This window comes from Actinorectispora metalli (assembly GCF_056323685.1).
The window spans coordinates 635387-654057 of sequence record NZ_JBREYE010000002.1 but is presented as its reverse complement, the minus strand read 5'-3'; the positions used below and the strand labels follow the sequence as shown (position 1 = coordinate 654057).

Annotated in this window: 13 protein-coding genes and 1 pseudogene; 6 read left to right on the top strand and 8 right to left on the bottom strand. The window is 69.0% G+C overall.

The genetic code is table 11. The annotated features are described in order from the left end of the window. Position 1: 1 nt before the first annotated feature. Positions 2-955, top strand: a complete 954-nt coding sequence (locus ACU6XJ_RS23125) for a glycine betaine ABC transporter substrate-binding protein (protein WP_476315518.1) — start codon at positions 2-4, stop codon at positions 953-955. A 90-nt stretch (positions 956-1045) separates the two neighbouring features. Here the strand turns inward: ACU6XJ_RS23125 and ACU6XJ_RS23120 are convergent, their stop codons facing one another. The 3 genes from ACU6XJ_RS23120 to ACU6XJ_RS23110 all read right to left on the bottom strand — a co-directional run bounded on the left by ACU6XJ_RS23120 (position 1046) and on the right by ACU6XJ_RS23110 (position 3341). Then, a complete protein-coding gene (locus ACU6XJ_RS23120) occupies positions 1046-1351 on the bottom strand; it encodes a hypothetical protein (protein ID WP_476315515.1) in 306 nt (101 codons plus the stop codon). 125 nt (positions 1352-1476) lie between these two features. Further along, complete coding sequence (locus ACU6XJ_RS23115) at positions 1477-1899, bottom strand: DUF6314 family protein (protein ID WP_476315513.1); 423 nt, start codon at positions 1897-1899, stop codon at positions 1477-1479. Next, positions 1896-3341 (bottom strand): flavin-containing monooxygenase, encoded by a 1446-nt coding sequence (locus tag ACU6XJ_RS23110; RefSeq protein WP_476315510.1) that lies wholly within the window; start codon positions 3339-3341, stop codon positions 1896-1898. The genes ACU6XJ_RS23115 and ACU6XJ_RS23110 overlap by 4 nt, the downstream gene beginning before the upstream one ends. Positions 3342-3431: 90 nt before the next feature. Between ACU6XJ_RS23110 and ACU6XJ_RS23105 the strand changes: the two genes are divergently transcribed. Together ACU6XJ_RS23105 and ACU6XJ_RS23100 are read left to right on the top strand one after the other, a co-directional pair. Next, positions 3432-4874 (top strand): O-antigen ligase family protein, encoded by a 1443-nt coding sequence (locus tag ACU6XJ_RS23105; protein ID WP_476315507.1) that lies wholly within the window; start codon positions 3432-3434, stop codon positions 4872-4874. A 97-nt stretch (positions 4875-4971) separates the two neighbouring features. Then, on the top strand, positions 4972-5310 hold the full coding sequence (locus ACU6XJ_RS23100) for a hypothetical protein (protein WP_476315504.1): 339 nt from the start codon (positions 4972-4974) through the stop codon (positions 5308-5310). Between the two features lie 8 nt (positions 5311-5318). On the opposite strand, the gene ACU6XJ_RS23095 is transcribed toward ACU6XJ_RS23100, so the two are convergent. The 3 genes from ACU6XJ_RS23095 to ACU6XJ_RS23085 form a co-directional block, all read right to left on the bottom strand. After that, positions 5319-6119: an SAM-dependent methyltransferase gene (locus ACU6XJ_RS23095; RefSeq protein ID WP_476315501.1), complete on the bottom strand. Its 801-nt coding sequence runs from the start codon at positions 6117-6119 to the stop codon at positions 5319-5321. After that, positions 6091-8157 carry a putative bifunctional diguanylate cyclase/phosphodiesterase gene (locus ACU6XJ_RS23090; RefSeq protein ID WP_476315498.1) on the bottom strand — a complete coding sequence of 689 codons (2067 nt, stop codon included), beginning with the start codon at positions 8155-8157 and terminating at the stop codon, positions 6091-6093. Before ACU6XJ_RS23090 ends, ACU6XJ_RS23095 begins: the two co-directional genes overlap by 29 nt. Positions 8158-8381: 224 nt before the next feature. After that, positions 8382-10202 (bottom strand): Hsp70 family protein, encoded by a 1821-nt coding sequence (locus tag ACU6XJ_RS23085; RefSeq protein ID WP_476315495.1) that lies wholly within the window; start codon positions 10200-10202, stop codon positions 8382-8384. Positions 10203-10383: 181 nt separating this feature from the next. Between ACU6XJ_RS23085 and ACU6XJ_RS23080 the strand changes: the two genes are divergently transcribed. From ACU6XJ_RS23080 to ACU6XJ_RS23070, 3 genes are all read left to right on the top strand, one after another. Next, a complete protein-coding gene (locus ACU6XJ_RS23080; protein ID WP_476315492.1) occupies positions 10384-11574 on the top strand; it encodes an IniB N-terminal domain-containing protein in 1191 nt (396 codons plus the stop codon). A gap of 147 nt (positions 11575-11721) precedes the next feature. Then, positions 11722-13533 (top strand): dynamin family protein, encoded by a 1812-nt coding sequence (locus ACU6XJ_RS23075; RefSeq protein WP_476315489.1) that lies wholly within the window; start codon positions 11722-11724, stop codon positions 13531-13533. Continuing rightward, on the top strand, positions 13530-15002 hold the full coding sequence (locus ACU6XJ_RS23070) for a dynamin family protein (protein WP_476315486.1): 1473 nt from the start codon (positions 13530-13532) through the stop codon (positions 15000-15002). Before ACU6XJ_RS23075 ends, ACU6XJ_RS23070 begins: the two co-directional genes overlap by 4 nt. Positions 15003-15579: 577 nt before the next feature. On the opposite strand, the pseudogene ACU6XJ_RS23065 reads toward ACU6XJ_RS23070, so the two are convergent. Together ACU6XJ_RS23065 and ACU6XJ_RS23060 are read right to left on the bottom strand one after the other, a co-directional pair. Beyond that, positions 15580-15879, bottom strand: a pseudogene (locus ACU6XJ_RS23065) (HIRAN domain-containing protein); the annotation flags it as partial. Between the two features lie 388 nt (positions 15880-16267). Beyond that, positions 16268-18532: a LuxR C-terminal-related transcriptional regulator gene (locus tag ACU6XJ_RS23060; protein ID WP_476315483.1), complete on the bottom strand. Its 2265-nt coding sequence runs from the start codon at positions 18530-18532 to the stop codon at positions 16268-16270. Positions 18533-18671: the final 139 nt, after the last annotated feature.

Below are 18671 nucleotides of genomic sequence, written 5' to 3'. Positions count from 1 at the left end.
CATGCGCTTCCTGGCCGTGCTGCTGGTCACCCTGCTCGCGGGCTGCACCCTGGGCAAGGCGCCGACCCCGGACGTGTCCGCCGGGTCCCTGGCCACGGCGGGAAACCTGGCAGGCCTTCGATTGTCGCTGGGCGGCAAGGAGTTCACCGAGCAGCTTGTGCTGTGTGAGCTGACCGCGCAGGCCCTGGAGTCGACCGGGGCCGAGGTCGAGCGTTCCTGCGGGCTCTCCGGCACCAACTCCGCTCGCGCGGCACTGACCAGCGGCGATGTCGACATGTACTGGGAATACACCGGCACCGCGTGGATCACCCACCTCGGCGAGACCAGGACGGTCGGCGACCCGAAGGCGCTGTATGAGGCGGTCGCAGCGGGAGACCGGGCGCGGCACGGCATCGTCTGGCTGGACCCGGCACCCGCCAACAGCACCTACGCGGTGGCCGTGAGCCGGGAGAAGGCCACGGAACTCGGTGTCCGCACACTGTCCGACTACGCTGCGCTGGCCAGACGCGACCCGGCCAAGGCCAGTTTCTGCGGAGCCGCGGAGTTCTTCGGCCGCAACGACGGCTGGCAGGGCCTACAGGCCGCCTACGGGTTCGAGCTTCCCCGGTCGGCGACGTCCGAACTCGCCGCGGGGGTGGTGTACGACTCCGTCGACAAGGGCAATCCGTGTGTGTTCGGCGAGGTCGTCACCACCGACGGCCGGATCAAGGCGCTCGACCTGGTGGTGCTGGAAGACGACCGGCGCTTCTTCCCCGTCTACAACCCCGCCGTGACCGTCCGTGACAACGTGATCGCCAAGTCACCGCAACTCGCCGCCATTCTGAGGCCGGTTGCCGTTGCGCTGACCGACGACACGCTCCGGGCGCTCAACGCCGAAGTGGACGTGGACGGTTTCACCCCGGAGCAGACCGCCAACAGGTGGCTGCTGAAGATGGGATTCATCGGCCCCGGCTGACCGAGAGCGGCCGAGATGCCCACGAGCCACACCTCGAAGGCGTCTCGGCCGACAATTACGACATCATTCGCTGGATTTCGGTTTCGTCGCTCAGGCCTTGAAACTGCCGCTGCCCGAGGGCGCATGTGCGCCATGGCCCGATTTCACGACCGTACTCGGACCCATACAGCGCGCACCGCCGAATATCTGCACATCACCTGCCGTGTCGTTGACCAGGACGTGGGCGGCGGGGTTCAACACCGTGCAGCCCTTGGGGTTTTCGTACTTGTCCACCTTTTGGTAGTCGATCGAGAACACATAGACGTTGCCGTCGACGGGAGCTGCCGACGCAGTGGAAACCGAAAGCGCAAGCGCCGCAGCGGAAACAGCCGCCACGGCGGAAGCAATGTATTTCATCCCCGTTCAAATCCCTTCCATGGAAAGAACTTGTGCCCAACGCAGATTACCGATCGACAGCCTCCGCACCACTCGGGAAAGCGCATACCACTCGAAAGAAGTGCAATCCCGATAGCTACTTCTTATTACTCAGAATTGCGTCGATAGGTGGTCGAAATCGTGAAGTCCTTGCGCGGTCCCGCCACGTCGTAGGACACCAGGAACGTGTCGTGGTCGGGCAGCGCGTAGTGGCCGGTGTAGGTGTCGGGTCCGCACAGGTGCACATCGGTGGCCTCGGCCCCGTCGGCGGACGGGCGAAGGGTGTGCATGAGGCGGCCGTCGGGAAAGCGGATGCTGAGCTCGTCACCGTCGAGGACGTAGCGGTACTCGCGATAGGCGGGACCGGTGTAGCCGGAGTCCAGTGTGAGGGTGCCGTCCTCGCGGTAGTGCAGCTCGCCTGCGTCGACCGGCGCGAATCGGGCGATACCGGTCATCCTGCCCTGACCCGTGATCACGCGGTCGAACCGCCACTCGCCGGGCAGCGCGGAGAACAGCTGCCTCGCCGTCACCATGACACCTGACTCCCGGATAGCCGGACCTGCACCGATCGTAGCTGTCGGGCGGCCAGGGCCGGGTTCGCGCCGGGGCCGACGAGCCGGTAGTGCCCGGCCAGGACGGGGCCGTTCCACAGCTGCTCGTACCACTCCCCTGCCGGGTCCAACGGTGGCAGCACGCCTAGTTCGGCGGCCAGCCGGTCGGCGAAGCCCACGTAGTCGCCGTGCGGGAACTGCGGGCGCGGGCGGGCCTGCCGGATCGCCCGCTCGGCCTCGATGCCCGCCAGCATCGCCTCCGGGGTGGGCGGCGGCGCCTCGCCGGACAGCACGGCGACCGCCCAGCGCGCCTGTAGCTCGATCACCGCGAAGAACGGCCCGCGGTAGACGCCGACGAAGGCCAGTCCGGGCAGAGCGGGATGGAAGGTGCAGCCGTGCAGCAGCACCGGCTGAAGCCAGTCGTCGGTGCAGGAGATCGCCGCCAGCAGGGCGTCCGGCAACGGCAGCGACGGCCGGTACCCGGTGCACCAGATCACCGCGTCGCAGTCCACCGTCGACCCGTCCGCGAGCACCAGGCCGCTCGGGGACAGCGCCGACACCCTGCCGACCGCGGGCCGCAGCGCACCCGAGGAGATCACGCTGGGCAGCCGGTCCGAGGTGACCACATGGGGCGGCTCGGTCGACGACGGGTCCAACTCGAGACGCGGATCGAGTCGGCCGGGATTCCCGCCAAGCTCGTGATAACGCCGGTTCGCCGCGCGATTGGCCTCCACCGATGACAGCTGCGTGCGTTCGTGGCGACGCCGTCGAGTCATGGCGCGGAGTTCACGCGGCACCCCCTGGTCATAACGCGGCAGAATCCAGAACGGCCTACCGATAACAGCGGTTACCGCAACGCCTGCTTCGGCGAGCTCGCCCGCGATTTCGGTGCCGCTGAACGACATTCCCACCACGGCGACCCGCTTGCCGAGAAACGCATCGACCCCGCGGTAGGCGCTGCTGTGCAGGGAAACACCGCCGAATTCACCGGGCAGGTCGGGAGTCCAAGGCCGGGAGAAAACCCCGGAGGCGATCACCGCCGCGTCGAAGACCTCGCGGTGGACCCGACCGGATTCCGCCCAGGTCACCGCCCATCCCCGACCAACGGGCGCCACCTCCATGACGGTGCAGCCGTAACGGGGTGAGAGGCCCCTCGAATAGGTGGACAGATAGTGGTGAACCTCCCCCTGCCGGGGGAAATCCCGCGTTTCCTCGGGCCACGATTCTTCGGAAAAGGAGCACATCTGATACGACAGGTTCGTGGACATGCCCGGCCAGGCCGCACCCGTTTCCGGCCGCCAGACGCCGCCCAGCTCCCCCGTCCGTTCGAACAGCACCGGGCGCAGACCGGCCGCCGTCGCCGCTTTCGCCGTGGCCAGGCCCGCGGGCCCCGCTCCAATGATCGCCAGCCTCGCAGCCACCGCCCGAACTCCCCATTCCGCCGAAGCGCCACCCAACGGTTTCCCTCTGCTTACTTGGCCTTGGCGTTCCGGAAACGTGGGGGAGCAAGCGTGATCCCCGTGTCGCTCAATCCGGCCCGCGCAGGCGAATCGGCGGTGCCCCCAGCACGCGACCCCAAACGCCTGATGGCGGTCGTGATCGTCAGCATCACGGTGTTGTTGTTCGACGCCGCCGCCAACGTGCTGCCCTACACCCCCCTGTTCAGCGTGATCACCGTACAGCGTCTTGTGGTGCTGGCGGGCCTGGTCGCGGTGGTCGTCGCGGGTGCGCGGCTGCCGCAGTTCCGGACCCGCCTGGACATCCCGATCGCGCTGCTCGTCGTCGCGGCCACCGCGACCACGGTGCTGGGCGGGCGCACCGGAGCGCCGCTGCGCACGCTGCTGACCGCCATCGCGATCTACTACCTGGTGGTCGCGGGCCTGCGGATGTACCGGGGTGCGTGGCGCGCGGTGCTGCTGCTGGCCACGCTGACCGTCACGATCGCCTCCGCGGTGGCGCTGAGCCAGGTCAGCGCGGGTACCCCGACCGGCTTCTGCCGCAGCGGCATCATCGGCGACACGGCCTGCGAGCCCGGCACGCTGGTCCGCGCCATCGGCACCTTCGCCAACCCGAACCTGCTGGCCGCGTTCCTGGTGCTGTTCGCACCCGCCGCGATCCTCGCCGTGCGGGCGGTCGCCGACCGCACCGCGCAGACGGTGTTCGCCCTGCTCGCGGGGCTGGCCTACCTCGGGGTGCTGCTCAGCTTCTCCCGCGCCGCCTACGTCGCGGCGGCGGCGGGTGCACTGGCCGTCGGCTGGTACCGGCTGGTGCCGGAGGACCTCCGCAAGAAGCACGCCAGGAAGCTGGCCATCGGCGGCATCGCCACCCTGGTCGGCGTCACGACGCTGCTGGCCGTGCTGTCCAAGGCGGGCGCGGCGCTGGGTGTGCGCAACGAGGCTTGGTCGACCGCGGTGACCATCGCCGCGAACAACCCGCTGGGCGTGGGTCTCGGCCGGGCGGGCGCGGTGGTCAACGCCCGGATCGACGGCACCGAGGAGTTCGTCCACACCCACAACCTGTGGCTGAACTGGCTGGTCGAGGCAGGGGTGCTCGGCCTGATCGCGATGGTGCTGATCACGGTGGGCACGCTCGTCACCGGCATGGCGTTGGCCCGCCGCCAGTCGACGCTGGGCTTGGCCGCGTTCGCCGGTCTGCTTGGTTTCTTCCTGGTCTGCCTGGTCGACCACCCGTCGAACCTGAGCCGCATCCTGGTGGCGTTCTGGATGCTGCTGGGCATCCTGATGGCCGTGGCAGCGCCGACGTGGCGGCAGGCGGCCGACGAGGAGGAGAACGAGCAGCCCGACGTGCCGGTGCAGACACGGTCGCTGCCGAAGGACCCGGAGGTCACCCGGCCCATCCCGGCCACCCACGACCGGCTCACCGCGGCCGTGGCGGGGACGGCCCGACCGCCCTCACCGCGCCCACGCCGAGGCGACGCTCACCGGATCGGTTAGCAGGCCCACCCGAACGGCGCGTACAGCAGGCGTTCGCTGTGGTCTGCCGCGAAGATCGGCCGAGGTCCGACCTTGCGCCGATTCTCTGGGAGATCTGATGCGTACGCGTCTTGTCCTCGGCTGGCTCACTACCGCCGTCGCTCTGTCGTTGGCCGGACCTCTCGCCGCAGCCGAGGTGAGCCCGGCCCTGGTGCGGCCCGGTGAGATCTTCATGATCACCGACGACAAGCGCTGCAAACCCAACGGCATCCCGATGGCGGAATCGGACGCCTTCGGCAACACCACGCTGCGATGGGTGCAGGTCCAGGCGGGCGGCTATTACTACGCCACGGTGAAGCTGCCTGACGCCACCGCATCCGGCAACTACCAGGTCACGCTCCGGTGCGAGGTCGGCGGCGTCACGTTCGACGCGGGCACTCTCCGCGTGGGCGCCTGAGCCCTGATTCAGGGTTTGCGGGCCACCGCGCCGAAGTCGTTGACCCACTCCGGATGCTCGCCCACGTCCGCAGGCGACTCGGGATGCCATTCCGGGAGGTAGACCAAGCCCGGTTCCACCAGGTCGAAGCCGTCCAGCAGGGCGGCGATCTCGGCTCGGGAGCGGAAGGTCAGCGGGGTGGGCGTGCTTTGGGAGATCTTCTCCATCCTCGCGGCGCGTTCCGGCGGGCCCTCGTTGCTGACGTGCGAGAGCACGAGGTAGGCGCCCGGTGGCAGCGCCTGCCGGATGCGTCCTATGACCTCGGCCGCACCGTCGGAGATGAAGTGCATGAGCGCCACCGTGAGCACGGCGATCGGCTGGGTGAAGTCCAGCATCTCCCGCACCTTGGTGTGCCGAAGCACGGCGTCGATGTCGCGCACGTCGGCGAGCAACGCGGTGGCACCGGTGTTGCCCGCCAGGATCGCCTCGCTGTGCGCGACCGCCACCGGGTCGATGTCGACGTAGACCACGCGTGCCGTGGGGTCGGCGCGCTGGGCGATCTCGTGCACATTCCCGGCGGTGGGAATACCGGAGCCGAGGTCCAGGAACTGCCGGACGCCTTGGCCGATGAGGTAGCGCACGGCGCGGCCGAGGAACGCGCGGTTGGCGCGCATCACCTGCGGCAGCTCAGGCCAAGCCGCCAGCGCGAGCTTGGCGTTCTCCCGGTCGACCGCGAAGTTGTGGGCGCCGCCGAGGTAGTAGTCGTAGATGCGGGCCACGCTCGGCCGGTCGATGTTGATCTCACTGGGCGCCCAGGCGGGCCGTTCCACGTTTGCTCCCCATCAGCTGATTGAGCATGCGGTCGATCTCGGTCGGTGCGACCGCCTTGGCGAAGTGCCAGCCCTGACCCGCGTCGCAGGCCAGCGCCCGCAGGCGGGTGGCCTGCTCGGCGGTCTCGATGCCCTCCGCCGTGACGGTCAGGCCCAGTGAGTGGGCCAGCGACACCATGGTGCCCACGATGCGGGTGTCGATGGCGCCGCGCTCCGGTCTGCGCAGGCCTTCGACAAAGTCGCCCGCCAGCTTCAGGTTGTGCACCGGCAGTTGGCGAAGCTGCGACCAGTTGGAGTAGCCGGTGCCGAAGTCGTCGATGGCCACCCGCACGCCCTTGTCGACCACCGAGCTGAGCATCGCCACCGGGCCCTCGGGGCTCTGCATGACGGCGCTCTCGGTGACCTCCAACTGCAACAGTTCGGGGCTCAGGCCGCTGGCGGCCAGGGCGTCCACGACGTCGTCCAGCAACGCCCCCTCGGCGCACTGCCGCATGGCCACGTTGACGCTGATGAACGGTGCCTCGGCGTAGTTGTCGTGCCAGCGCTTGGCCTGAGCGCAGGCCTCGTGCAGCACCCAGCGGCCGAGTTGGACGATGAAGCTGGTCTCCTCGGCGAGGGGAATGAACTTGTTCGGTCCCAGCAGCCCCAGCTCGGGGTGCTGCCAGCGGACCAGCGCCTCGGTGCCGATGATCCGGCCGTCGTTGAGCGACACCATGGGCTGGTAGTCCAGGATGAACTCGTTGCGCTCCAGCGCGGCGCCGAGTTGGCCGGCAAGCTGGTAGCGCAGGAGTTCGCTGGCGCTGCGGTCCTCGTCGAACACCACCCACCGGCCGCGACCGTCGGATTTGGCCCAGTACATGGTGGCATCGGCCGCCCGCATCAGCTCCTCGGGATCGCTCTCGGCCGCCGAGCGCTCCACAATGCCGACGCTGCCGGACACCGACAGCCGGTGCCCGTCGATCTGGAACGGGGTGGACAGCGCGGCCAGGATCGCGTCGGCCAGCACCGTCAGCGGGCGAACCCCGGTCGAGTCCGTGATCAGCACGACGAACTCGTCGCCACCGATGCGGGCCACCAGGTGCCCGAAGTGGGTCACGCAGCGGTGGATGCGTTCGGCGGCGGCGACCAGCAGGCGGTCGCCGACGCTGTGCCCGAGGCTGTCGTTGATGACCTTGAAACCGTCCAGGTCCAGGAAGCACAGCCCGACGCGGCGCCCGTCAACGCCGGAGGCGCATACCTCCTCCAGCCGCTGGAACAGCAGCGTGCGGTTCGGCAGGCCGGTCAGAGGGTCGTGCAGTGCCTGGTGCTGAAGCTGGTCCTGCAGTTCGTGGCGTTCGGTGACGTCCTCGCCCATGGCGATGACGTAGGCGGGTTCACCGGTCTCGTCGTGCACCGCGGAGATGGCCAGCCGGGTCCAGCCGTAGCCGCCGTGGGCGCGGGTGAACCGCTTCTCCAGGTGGACGTGGGTGCGCTCGCCGCCGGTGAGCTGGCAGTACACCTCGTGCAGGACGTCGGGCACGTCCTCATGGTGGATGAACTCGATGACCGGGCGGCCGCGCAGCGCCTCAACGGGCTTGCCGAGCATGTCCGCCAACGCGGGGTTGACGTCGATCAGGTTGCCGTCGGTGTCGCCGACGGCGATGGCGATGCCCGCGCCCTCGAACACGGCCCTGAATCGCTCCTCGCTGGCTCGCAGCGCCTGTTCGGCGTCGTCGCGCGCGGTCAGCACGGCGCAGCGAATGGCCTCCTGCTCCTCCAGGATGAGGTGCTGGAGCGCGTCGCAGAAGCCGGTCGAGAAGGCGCCGACCAGTTGGGCCAGTTTCAGCGGCTCACCGGGGAGTTTGCCGATGACGGCGGCGCTGGCGCGCAGCGCGGCGGTCTCGGTCAGGCGAATGCCGATCAGCGCCTTGCCCGCTCGGTATCCGGGTACGTCGGTGAATGGCTCGGCGGTCAACGCCGAGGCCAGTTCGGTCAGCTGCCCGGTGAGAAACTCGGCCAGGCCGTTGCGGCCCAGCTCGGAGAACCCTGTGCTCTCCACGGCTGCGGCCCATTCCCTGCCCAGCTCGGAAAGCGAACCGCCTCTTGAGCCTACGCGTGAGCGAGGGCCGTACCCCGAGTGCGACCCCACCTCGGGCGTACGCGAGGTTTGCACGCCATGATTACTATCAGCATCCGGTTAGTCGCACAACCGAAGTATGGGGTTCACGACTATGTGGGTACCGCCCCGTATCGATACACATCCCAGTCTCGCAATCGAATTGGTTAATTCGTACCACCATTTGTATTCGATTCCGTTGGTTCTTGCGTTGGGCTGTCTGTCGTAACCGGTGGCCGCTCCGCCGCAGTTGGCCCGGACTGGGCTCCGCCGGATGGCGCAGGCGCCTCGACGGTCGAAGGTGCCGGTTCCGGGGTCGGTTCGGGCGAGGACTGCGACGTCGGCTGAGGGGCTGGTTCGGACGAGGTGGGTGCGGGCTGTGACGGCTCGCCCGCGGACTCCTCACGGGGGCTTTCGGTCGGCTCGGGTGCCCCCGATTCCGTCGGTTCCGGCTCCGCGGCCACCGAGGCGCCGGGCGCGCTGGTCTGGGGCGGGGCGGGCTGCTCGCCCGCCTGCCGTTCGTCGGCGGGTTCCGGCTGCTCTCCGGTGACGGCCTCGACGACGCTGTCCCAGAGGCTGCCGAGCAGGCTCTTGCTCTTCGTAGGCTCCGTGGTGTCCGCCCCTGCTGTTTCGGCGGCTGCCGCGGTGTTGTCCGCGGCGATAAGGCCGCCGATGAGCTGCTGCTGGGCACTGGCGATGTGCTCGGCCACGCTGGGTGAGAGCACCGGCGCCAAGCCGAGCAGGCCTGCGGCGACCAGTCCGGTCGCGCCGATGGCGACGCGTGCTCTCGACGTGCCCTTCGAGCGGTCCACTGTCCGGGCTACCTGGTCGACGGAGAACTCGCCGAACGCCTGGGTCTGCGTGGGCGGCCGCACCGGGTTCGGCGTGGCGGTGGTGATGAGCGTGGCGATTTCCCGGTCCAGGGTGTCGGGACGCGCGGCCAGTGCGGCGCCGAGAGCGACCGCGGCCTTGGGATCGGTGTCCACGGCCACCGGCACGCCGAGTTCGGCCGACAGCAACTGCGTGACCAGCGGGATTCGGGTGGAGCCGCCGACCAGCAGCATCGCCTCCAGGTCGCCCGGCTCCAAGCCTGCGGAGCCGAGGGTGCGGCGGACGACGGCGATGGTGTCCAGCAGGGCCGGTCGGATCAAGCCCTCGAACTCGCCCCGGACCAGGCGTTCCCGCGCGCGGACATCGGCCAGCAGCACCGGGATCACGGCCTCGGTGTCGGCCGAGAGCGCTTCCTTGGCCTCGGTGCACTCGCGACGCAGCCGGGCCACCTCCGCCAGCGTGATCGGATCGTCCGGGTCGAGGGCGTCGATGCCGGTCCGCAGCCTGTCGCAGACGTGGGCGAACACGGCGTCGTCGAAGTCCACACCGCCGAGCCGCTCCATGCCATCGGGCGTGCCGAGCAGGTCGAAGCCCTGTTCGGTGCTGCGCAGCACGGCGGTGTCGAAGGTGCCGCCACCGAGGTCGTAGATGCCCAGCGACCGGCCCGCGGGCACCGGGTGCGCGTCGCGGTAGCTGTGCGCCGCGGCCTCCGGTTCGGTGAGCAGCATCGGTTCGGGCAGGCCGTGGGCGGCGAATGCCCCGAGCAGCAGGTCCAGCTTGTGCTCACCCCAGGTCGCGGGGTAGGCGAGCGCGATGCGGCCCGGTTCGGCGCCCTCCTGCTGCCGGACGCGGTCGAGCACCCAGGCGACGACGGTGGCGGCCAGGTCGTGGGCGTGGCGCGGGGTGCCGTCCACGACCATCGGCGTGGCGTCGCCGATACGGCGCTTGAACTCCCGCACCACAAGCTCGGGTTCGGCCACCGCCCGCCGGGCAGCCGCCTCCCCCACCAGGACGGAACCGTCGCGGCCGAGTAGCAGCACCGAGGGCACCAGCGCGGTGGAGTTGCCCAGGTGCACAAGACCGCAGGTGCCGTCCGCCCTGGCCACGGCTGCCGCCGTGAACGTCGTGCCAAGATCGATGCCCAGCTGGTAAGTCATCGGTTTCCCCTCGTCTCACCAGCAAGGATCGCGCGTCGAGGCCGCTTTCTTCACGTTCCGCCGCTCCCTAATCGGCAGGTTAGGGAGGCCCCCTAACGAGCGCCGCGCCGATCCCCGCACGGGGTGGTCGGCGGAGGGGCCTGATCCCCGATGGCACCGGCAGTAGGTCTGCTTAGCGTCGGTGGGCACGCGGCTTGCCACTGGGGCACCGCCGATCAAGGAGATGACCGCCATGGTGAGCCTGCTCGAGTTCATCCTGAACCTCCTGCGCAGCGTCGACGCGCGCCAGGACTTCGAAGCCGACCCCGAGGGCGCACTGCGCGAGGCGGGTCTGGACGACCTGTGCCTTGCCGATGTGCACGACGCGATGCCGCTGGTGGCCGACGCGGTACAGCAGTCGCACCCCGAGGCACCGGACTGCCCGCCCAAGGTGGAGGCCTGTCCCGACAAGTCCGATCTGGACTGCTGCGTCGAGCAGATCAAGGTGATTACCCAGGTGTGGTCCTACGACTCGCACGACACCTACATCGACAACTCGGTGAACCAGAACATCTGGGCGCTGGGCGATGTGTACCAGGACTTCGACAACGACGTGGTCACCGGCGACAACAACCTCCTCGGCGATGACAACGTGCTCGGTGACAACAACCTGGTCGGCGACGACAACGTCGTGGGCGACGGCAACGCGGTCGGCGCGGGCGCGGTGGCCAACAACGGGAACAACAACAACTCGGCGACCACCGGCGCCGAGGCCAATATGGTCGTCGCGGCGGCGGCCGACAACGGCGGCGCGATCTCCGTGGGCAGCGGAATGGCGACCGGCTCGGCCGACGACAATTCCACCGATGTCGCGGTGTGGGGCTTCGGTCAGGGCAATGTGGCCGTCGCGGGCAACGGCGGCACGGTGAACCAGACCGGGACGAACGTCGACTCCCACGACACGGACAACTCCATCAACGATTCGTTCAACGACAACTCAACCCACGACTCCCACGACACCACCGGTGCGGGCGCCCAGGGCGGCGAGAACAACACCAACTCCCAGGACAACGACGGCGTGGACGACTCGATTCAGGACAACGACGGAATCGACGACTCGTTCAACTCGCAGGACAACGACGTCAACTCCGACAACACAACCACGACGACGACCACGACCACCAGCCACAACCACACTCACTCGCATGACCACGTGAATTCGCACAACCACAACGACGTGAATTCACACAACCAGGACAACGATCTGTTCGACTTCGATACCAACATCAACTCGTTCAACCAGGACAACGATGGGATCGATGACTCGTTCAACGACACCACGACCCAGAACGGCCTGTTGAACCTCGACGACTCGCTGAATCTGAGCCTATGAGTCGCCGTCCCGCTGGGGTCCGTCGAGTGGCGCGTTCGCTGACCGTGCCGTTGTCTTGGCTCGACGACCAGCGGAAACCGCCGGTCCCGCCGCATCCGTCCCCCGCAGCGGGACCGGCCACTTCGCCGGTGTGAGGGAGGAGCGAGGGTGAGCATCGCCGAACCGGTCGACCCGGTGCGTGTCCTGGACATCGCGCTTCAGGCCACCACCGCCTACGGCCGCGCCGATCTGGGCGCCCGGCTGGGCAACGTCCGGCGCCGAGTGCTGGAGCCCGATGTGAAGGTGCTGGTGGCCGGCGAGTTCAAGCAGGGCAAGAGCCGCCTGGTCAACGCGATCGTCAACGCACCCGTCTGCCCGGTGGACGACGACATCGCCACCTCGGTGCCCACCGTGATCCGCCACTCCCCCATGCCCACCGCCATGCTGGTCCCCAGGCAGGGAGCGCCCTCGGCGGTGCCGCTGGACGACCTGGCCGCGCAGGTGTCCGAGGCGGGCAACCCCGGCAACCGCGCGGGCTGGCAGCACGCTGAGATCGGCCTGCCGCGTACGGTGCTGGCCTGCGGTCTCACGCTGATCGACACACCGGGGGCGGGGGGCCTCGGCTCCGTCCAGGGCGCCACCACGATGGCCGCGCTGCCCTGGGCGGACGCCGTGGTGTTCGTCTCCGACGCCGCCGCCGAGTACACCGCGACCGAACTGGAGTTCCTCCGCCAAGCCGTCCGGGCCTGCCCGACCGTCCTCTGTGTACTGTCCAAGATCGACCGCTATCCGGAGTGGCGGCGCATCGCCGACCTCGACCGGGGCCACCTCGCCTCGGCGGGCATCGAGGCCGAGCTGCTCCCGGTGTCGGCCTCGCTGCGCACACACGCCGCGGAAACCGGCGACGCCGAGCTCAACGCGGAGTCCGGTGTGCCGCTGCTGGTGAAATGCCTGCGCGAACAGGTGGTCGGCCAAGCCGATGCCCTGACTCGCCGCTCGGTGCGCCAGGACGTGCTGACCACGACCCACGAGCTGCGCACCATGCTGTCGGCGGAGCTGTCCGCCCACCGCGACCCCACCCGCGCCGCGGAGCTCATCGGTGAGTTGGAGGTGTCCCGCGAGAAAGCCAACGAACTCCGCCAACGCTCGGCCCGCTGGCAGCAGACGCTGAACGACGGCATCGCCGACCTCACCGCCGACATCGAATACGACCTGCGGGACCGCCTGCGTCAGATCATCCGCGACGCCGAGTCCGAATTGGACAGCGTCGACCCGGCCGCGGTCGAGGAGGAGTTCACCTCCTGGATGCAGCAGCGCATCTCCACCGCCGCGTCCACCACGTTCCTGTGGGCCAACCAACGCGCCGAGTGGCTGGCGGGACGGGTGGCCGACCATTTCGCCGAGGACGGCCGCCGCGCGCTGCCCGAGCTTCGCCTGAGCACGGCGAGCACCCTCACCGGTTTCGCCGAGGGCTTCGCCCTGCCCGGCTGGGACCGCTTCGGGGCCGGTCAGAAGCTGCTGACCGGCATCCGCGGCGGCTACGGCGGCACCCTGATGGTCGGCCTCGTCGGCACCCTGATGGGCATGGCCCTGATCAACCCGGTCTCCATCGCCGCAGGCGTCGCGCTGGGCGGCAAAACGGTGCGGGAGGAGAAGAAACGCCAGCTGGAGCGCAGACAGCTCGACGCCAAGACAGCGGTGCGCCGCTACATCGACGACGTCATCTTCGGCGTCGGCAAAGAATGCCGCGACATGCTGCGCGAGGTGCAGCGCACCCTCCGCGACCACTTCACCGAATGCGCCGAGGAGCTCCACCGTTCCCTCACCGAGTCCGTCCAGGCCGCCCAGCAGGCGGGCAAAGCCGCCGCGTCCGAACACAAGACCCGCATCCTCGACCTGGAGGCGGAGCTCGACCGCATCTCGGCCCTGGAGGAACTGGCCGACCGGCTCTCCGCCCAGCCCCTGGCGGCCGTCCGATGAGCGCCCCCAACCTGGCCGCCGCCGTCCGATCGCTGCTCCGAGAGGCGATCGAGTTCTATGCGGACCTCCCGGATCAGGCCACGCTGCTGCGCCGCCAGTTGGACCGCATGGACGCTCCGCTGCGAGTCGCCATCGCGGGCAAGATCAAGGCGGGCAAGTCCACACTGCTCAACGCGCTGGTCGGCGAACAGATCGCACCCACCGACGCGGGCGAATGCACCAAGATCGTCACCTGGTACCACGACGCCGCGACCCCGCAGCTCACCCTCCACCTGTCCGACGGCACGCGCCGCAACCTGCCCGTGACGCGCAGGCGGGGCGCGCTGGCGATCGACCTCCAAGGCGCTGCTCCCGGCGATGTCGAACGCCTCGCGGTGGGCTGGCCGACGACAAGCCTGCGCAGCACAACGCTGATCGACACGCCGGGCATCGCCTCGACGTCGACGGCGATCTCAGCCCGCGCCACTGGTTTCCTCCAGCCCGTCGACGAGCCCGCCGAGGCGGATGCGGTGATCTACCTGATGCGTCACCTGCACGCGGCCGACCTGCGCTTCCTGGAGTCCTTCCACGACCGCGGCGTGGCGCGTGCGACCGCGGTGAACACCATCGCCGTACTCTCGCGGGCCGACGAGGTCGGCGAGGGCCGTATCGACGCGCTGGCCTCGGCCCGCACCATCGCCAAGCGCTACCGCGCCAACCCCAAGCTGCGCACGCTCTGCCAGACCGTGGTGCCCGTGGCAGGCCTGCTCGCCCAAACCGGCCGCACCCTGCACCACAGCGAATTCGTGGCGCTGGGGTCACTCGCCGCCGCACCGCGAGTCGAGGTGGACCGCCTGCTGCTGTCGGTGGACCGCTTCGCAGGCGACGCCCCATCGACGCTCCCGTCCGCGGACGTGCGGTCGGGTCTGCTGGACCGCCTGGGCATCTTCGGCATCCGCCTGGCGATCACCCTGATCCGCCAGGGCTTCTCCGACCCAGGGCTGCTCGCGGCGGAACTCATCCGTCGCAGCGGTCTGGAGGAACTCCGCTCGGTGCTGTCCACTCAGTTCACCGAACGCGCCGACCTGCTGAAGGCCCGTTCGGCCCTGCTCGCCGTGGACGCCGTGCTCACCGAGCACCCGAACCGCGAACTCCGCTGCAGGCTGGAGGCGGTTCTGGCGGGCGCCCACGAGTTCACCGAACTCCTCCTGCTGCGCAGACTCCGTACCGGAGAACTCCGCCTGCCCCGCCAACTCGCAGGCGACGCCGAACGCCTGCTCGGCGGCACCGGCGGCCAACCCGCGCTGCGCCTCGGCCTGGACACGTCGGCGGACGAGGCCGAAGTCCGCTCGGCGGCCCTCGCCGCGGTCTCGCAATGGCGTCGAACAGCGGAAAATCCGCTGTCCAACCGCTCAGCGGTGGAGACCGCCACCGCGATCGTCCGGACCTGCGAAGGCATCCTCGCCGCCCTGCCGACACAGCGTCGGTGACCGCCGCTGGTCCACCAGATGTCTTCTGCCGCAACAGATCCAGGAATTGCGAGCTGAGTTCCTCGGGCGGCGTGATGGACAGCTTTGCCTCCACCGCCAGCGCATTGCCGGTCAGCGTGATCTCGACGTAGCAGGCGACCTCGGCATCCCGCATCGGCCTGACAAGCGGAATGAGCTTTGCCGATGTCTGTTTGGTGAGCTCGCCGATCCCGTTGCCCTCGATGCTGACGGCGACGACGTGATTCAGCGACCGTGGCCCTGTGCGTTCGACGATGTCCAGCGTGCCGTAGTACGCCGCTTTACCAGGGACGTAGGCCCGGTTGATCAGCGGAACGAGGACATCCAGGTGCTTGTCCTCACCGGTCAGCTGGTACATCTTGCCTGCGGGAACCAGAAGGTTCGGGACATGTGTATTCAGTGAGTTCAGCACGATCACCTGGGCAGGCTCCGCCACGTCGAGGGAAACGCTGGCGATGAAGTCGCCGTCCTCCCGTGACCACCACAGCCTGGCCCGACAGTGCGCGGCACGCCGCCAACTTTCCAGAAGGTTGAGCGGGTATTGGTACCGCTCAGCGTCTTCTCTCGGCAGGTACCCGACGGCCCGCCCCTCCATAGACACCTTCACGGCGTTGCTGTCGTATTTGTTGTTCGGCTCCCTGCACAGTGCGGCGACAGTCTCAAGCTCTCCTCGCTCGGCTCGTCCCGCCAATGTGCGGAGGTTCGCGAAGTAGTGCGATTCGCCCCGCACCTCCTGACAGAAGTGGCCTCGGCTGCGCAGCAGGTAAGGCTCGGTGCTCAATGTGGGTATCGGTTCCGCAGGAGCCGACTGCACCAGAATGGGGATGGTCGGCGGGCTGCTATAGCCGCTGTCCGCCATGGCAAGCGTCGCGTGCAGGGAGGCGAAATCGCTCTGCTGATGGCGGAGGAAGGGAAGCCGGTATCGCCTGCCGTCGTAGGTCACGATATCCAAGCGCCCGTTGCTGAACAGACCTGCGGCTTTCAGGTTGACCTTGCCGATGGTCGAGGTATCCAGCTCGATATCCCCGCCCGTTCCGAGTGCGGCGCAGGCCTCCGGAGTTCTGGCCCGCACCACGAGTCGGCGTCCGCGCATCTCGACCCAGATGCCATAACCGTCCATCCGACCCCACTCTGTTCGTTGGTTCGCCTGCGCTCCTGTGTCGAACCGCGCGTGGTGCCGTTAGCAGCACGGCATGGCCTTCTCTGGACCGGAACCATTCCCAAGCCCAGCCGTGACCGAGGGCCGCTCACCTTTCGGCGAGGCGGTTTCGAAGGTGCGTGAAGAGCTCGTCGCGGCTGAGGCAACCCAGCCGTTGGCGCATGCGAGCGACGTGGTGTTCAACGGTCTTGGCGGAGATGAACAGCCGTTCGCCTATTTGCTTGTAGGTCAGGCCCGCGATGACCAACTCCGCCACCTCCAGTTCGCGCTCGCTCAACGCGGCGGGCTCATCGGTTCGAGCGCGTTGGTCGGGAACCGCCGCGGTGGTGGTGTGCAAGGCTCGCGCGCAGTTGAGGAGCTTGGTCATGGCCTTGCGGTCAGCGGTGCGGATCGCGGCTTGGCCCGCGAGTTTCGCGGCGTCCCAGGCCAGCCCGATCGCGCCGAGGGCGTGAGCGGCCGATTCGACCTCGTCGGCTCGGGCAGCGCCCGCAAGCACGCGCAGCCAGCACTGACCTGCCTGGGCCAGCGCCGCGCAAGCGCCGTCCGCGCTGCGCGACCTGATCAGTGCCATCGCGTGCTTCTTCGCGGCAACAGGGTCGTCGGCGGCGATGGCTGCCTGCAGCCGCAGCCACTCCAGCGGTGCCGTCCACAGTGGTGGTCGGCCGAGTCGGTCCAGCAGCGCCTCTGCTTCGGCCAACTGATCGGCCATCCAGTCGAGTTCGCGGAGTTTCGCGGCAGCGACCGCCAACTCGCCGATGGCTTGGAGGTTGTAGAGGTTCGGGGTGTTGCGGACCAAGGCTTCGCGGACTCGCGGCCACAACGCGCGCAGAGCGGCAGTGTCACCCTGGCGGCGGGCCAGACCTGCCTCGACCGCTCCGTGCAGCAGTTCGTCCCTGGCTTCCAGCCGGGTGCCGGACAGGGCGTCGAGGCGCCGTCGGACCTGGGTTTCGTTGCCGCGCAGCAGATCGACCATGCACCTCAGCAGCGCGTGGTGATTGCGGTGTGGTTGGCCGCCGAGATCCTGCGCCAACGCGCGATCCAGCACTGATCCCGCGATGGACAATTCTCCGCTGTTCATCGCGATCAGCCCGGCCAGCGCGGCAGGCGTCTCCGCCAGCAACACGGAGCCGCCGACGGGCTCCAGCAACGCGGCGGCCCTAGTCAGCTGGGACAGCGCTTGAGTCGGTGAACCATGGATGCCCGCGTGGATGCCCTGCGCGGTCAGACTCCGCGCGGCGGCGGCCAGGGTCGGCGGCGCCTTGGCGGCATTGTGTGCGAGCGCTGCCTTCGCGGCGGCCGGATCGCCGATGCCGATCAGTGTCGGCACCCCGTCGACGATGGCCGGGCCGAGACGGGCGTACAACTCCCCGCTGGTCGCAGGCAACCCGCGATAGGTGAGGACCGCGGCGGCCACCGTCGCCGCCTCGGCGAACTCAGGGGCCTGTGGCTCGGACAACACCCGGTTGGCCAGACGCAGCGCACCGTCGAGGTCTCCGGACAGCGCTGCGGCGACGGCGAGCTTGCAGGTACCGCGCCCCGCTGCGGTCGCCAGGCGCTCCCGGAGGCGTTCGGTCTGTGGGCGCGGTGTGAGCGCGAGGATCGCCCGCTGGGCCAGCGGCACCAACGCGCCGTCGGTGCCCATGAAGCCGGAGGCCAGCGCGCCGTTCCAGGCGTCGGTCGTCGGGTTCACCTGGTCAGGTCCGGCACCGTGGGAGAGGGCCAGCAGCAGAGTCCGCACCAGCGGTTCAAGGCGGTCCAGGTCCTGGCGGAACTGTTCCAGCAGGCCATCGGGCAGCCAAGTCCGCAGGTCATGGTCGGCGCGCGAAGCGAGGATCGCCCCCAACAGCCGGTCCACCAGCGATGGGACGCCCGCGGTCTGCTCGTACAGGACGTCCAGCCGGGCGGTGGGCAGCATCGTGTCCAGCGCGGCGGTCGCGCGGACCGCGACGCTTGCCCGGTCCAGGCGACCGAGCACTAGCGGCGGTCGGGCGCGGGTCAGCACGGCGCCCAGTTCCGCCAGACCCGCTGGGCTGGGCCACGGCCGGTAGGCCACGATCAGCCGCACCTCACCGACTGCGGCCAGATCGCAAAGCCGAGCCAGCTCCTCGGGTGGCAGCAGGTGAGCGTCATCGATCAGGAGGACGGCATCCGGGTCGACAGGGCGGACCGGGGCGGCCCGGAGGATCCGGTGGCCCCGAAGTACGGCCGCCACCGAGTCGAGCAGCGCGGTCTTGCCGGTCCCCGCAGGACCCACGACCACCGCCGACACCGCTTCGGCGGCGAGTTCGTCGAGGAAGCGCTGCGCTCGTCCACATCCGGCGAGCGCGATGCGCTCCACGGTGACCCGGCTCATTGCGCCCCCTCATCCCGCCTTCGAAGCCCCGCCTTGCGAAACCGGTATCGGCAGAATCCGGCCATACGTTAGGCCGTTTGGCCCAATAGTTACCTGACCGCTTTCCTTTCTGGGGCAATGCGAAATTGGGTGGTGCTCG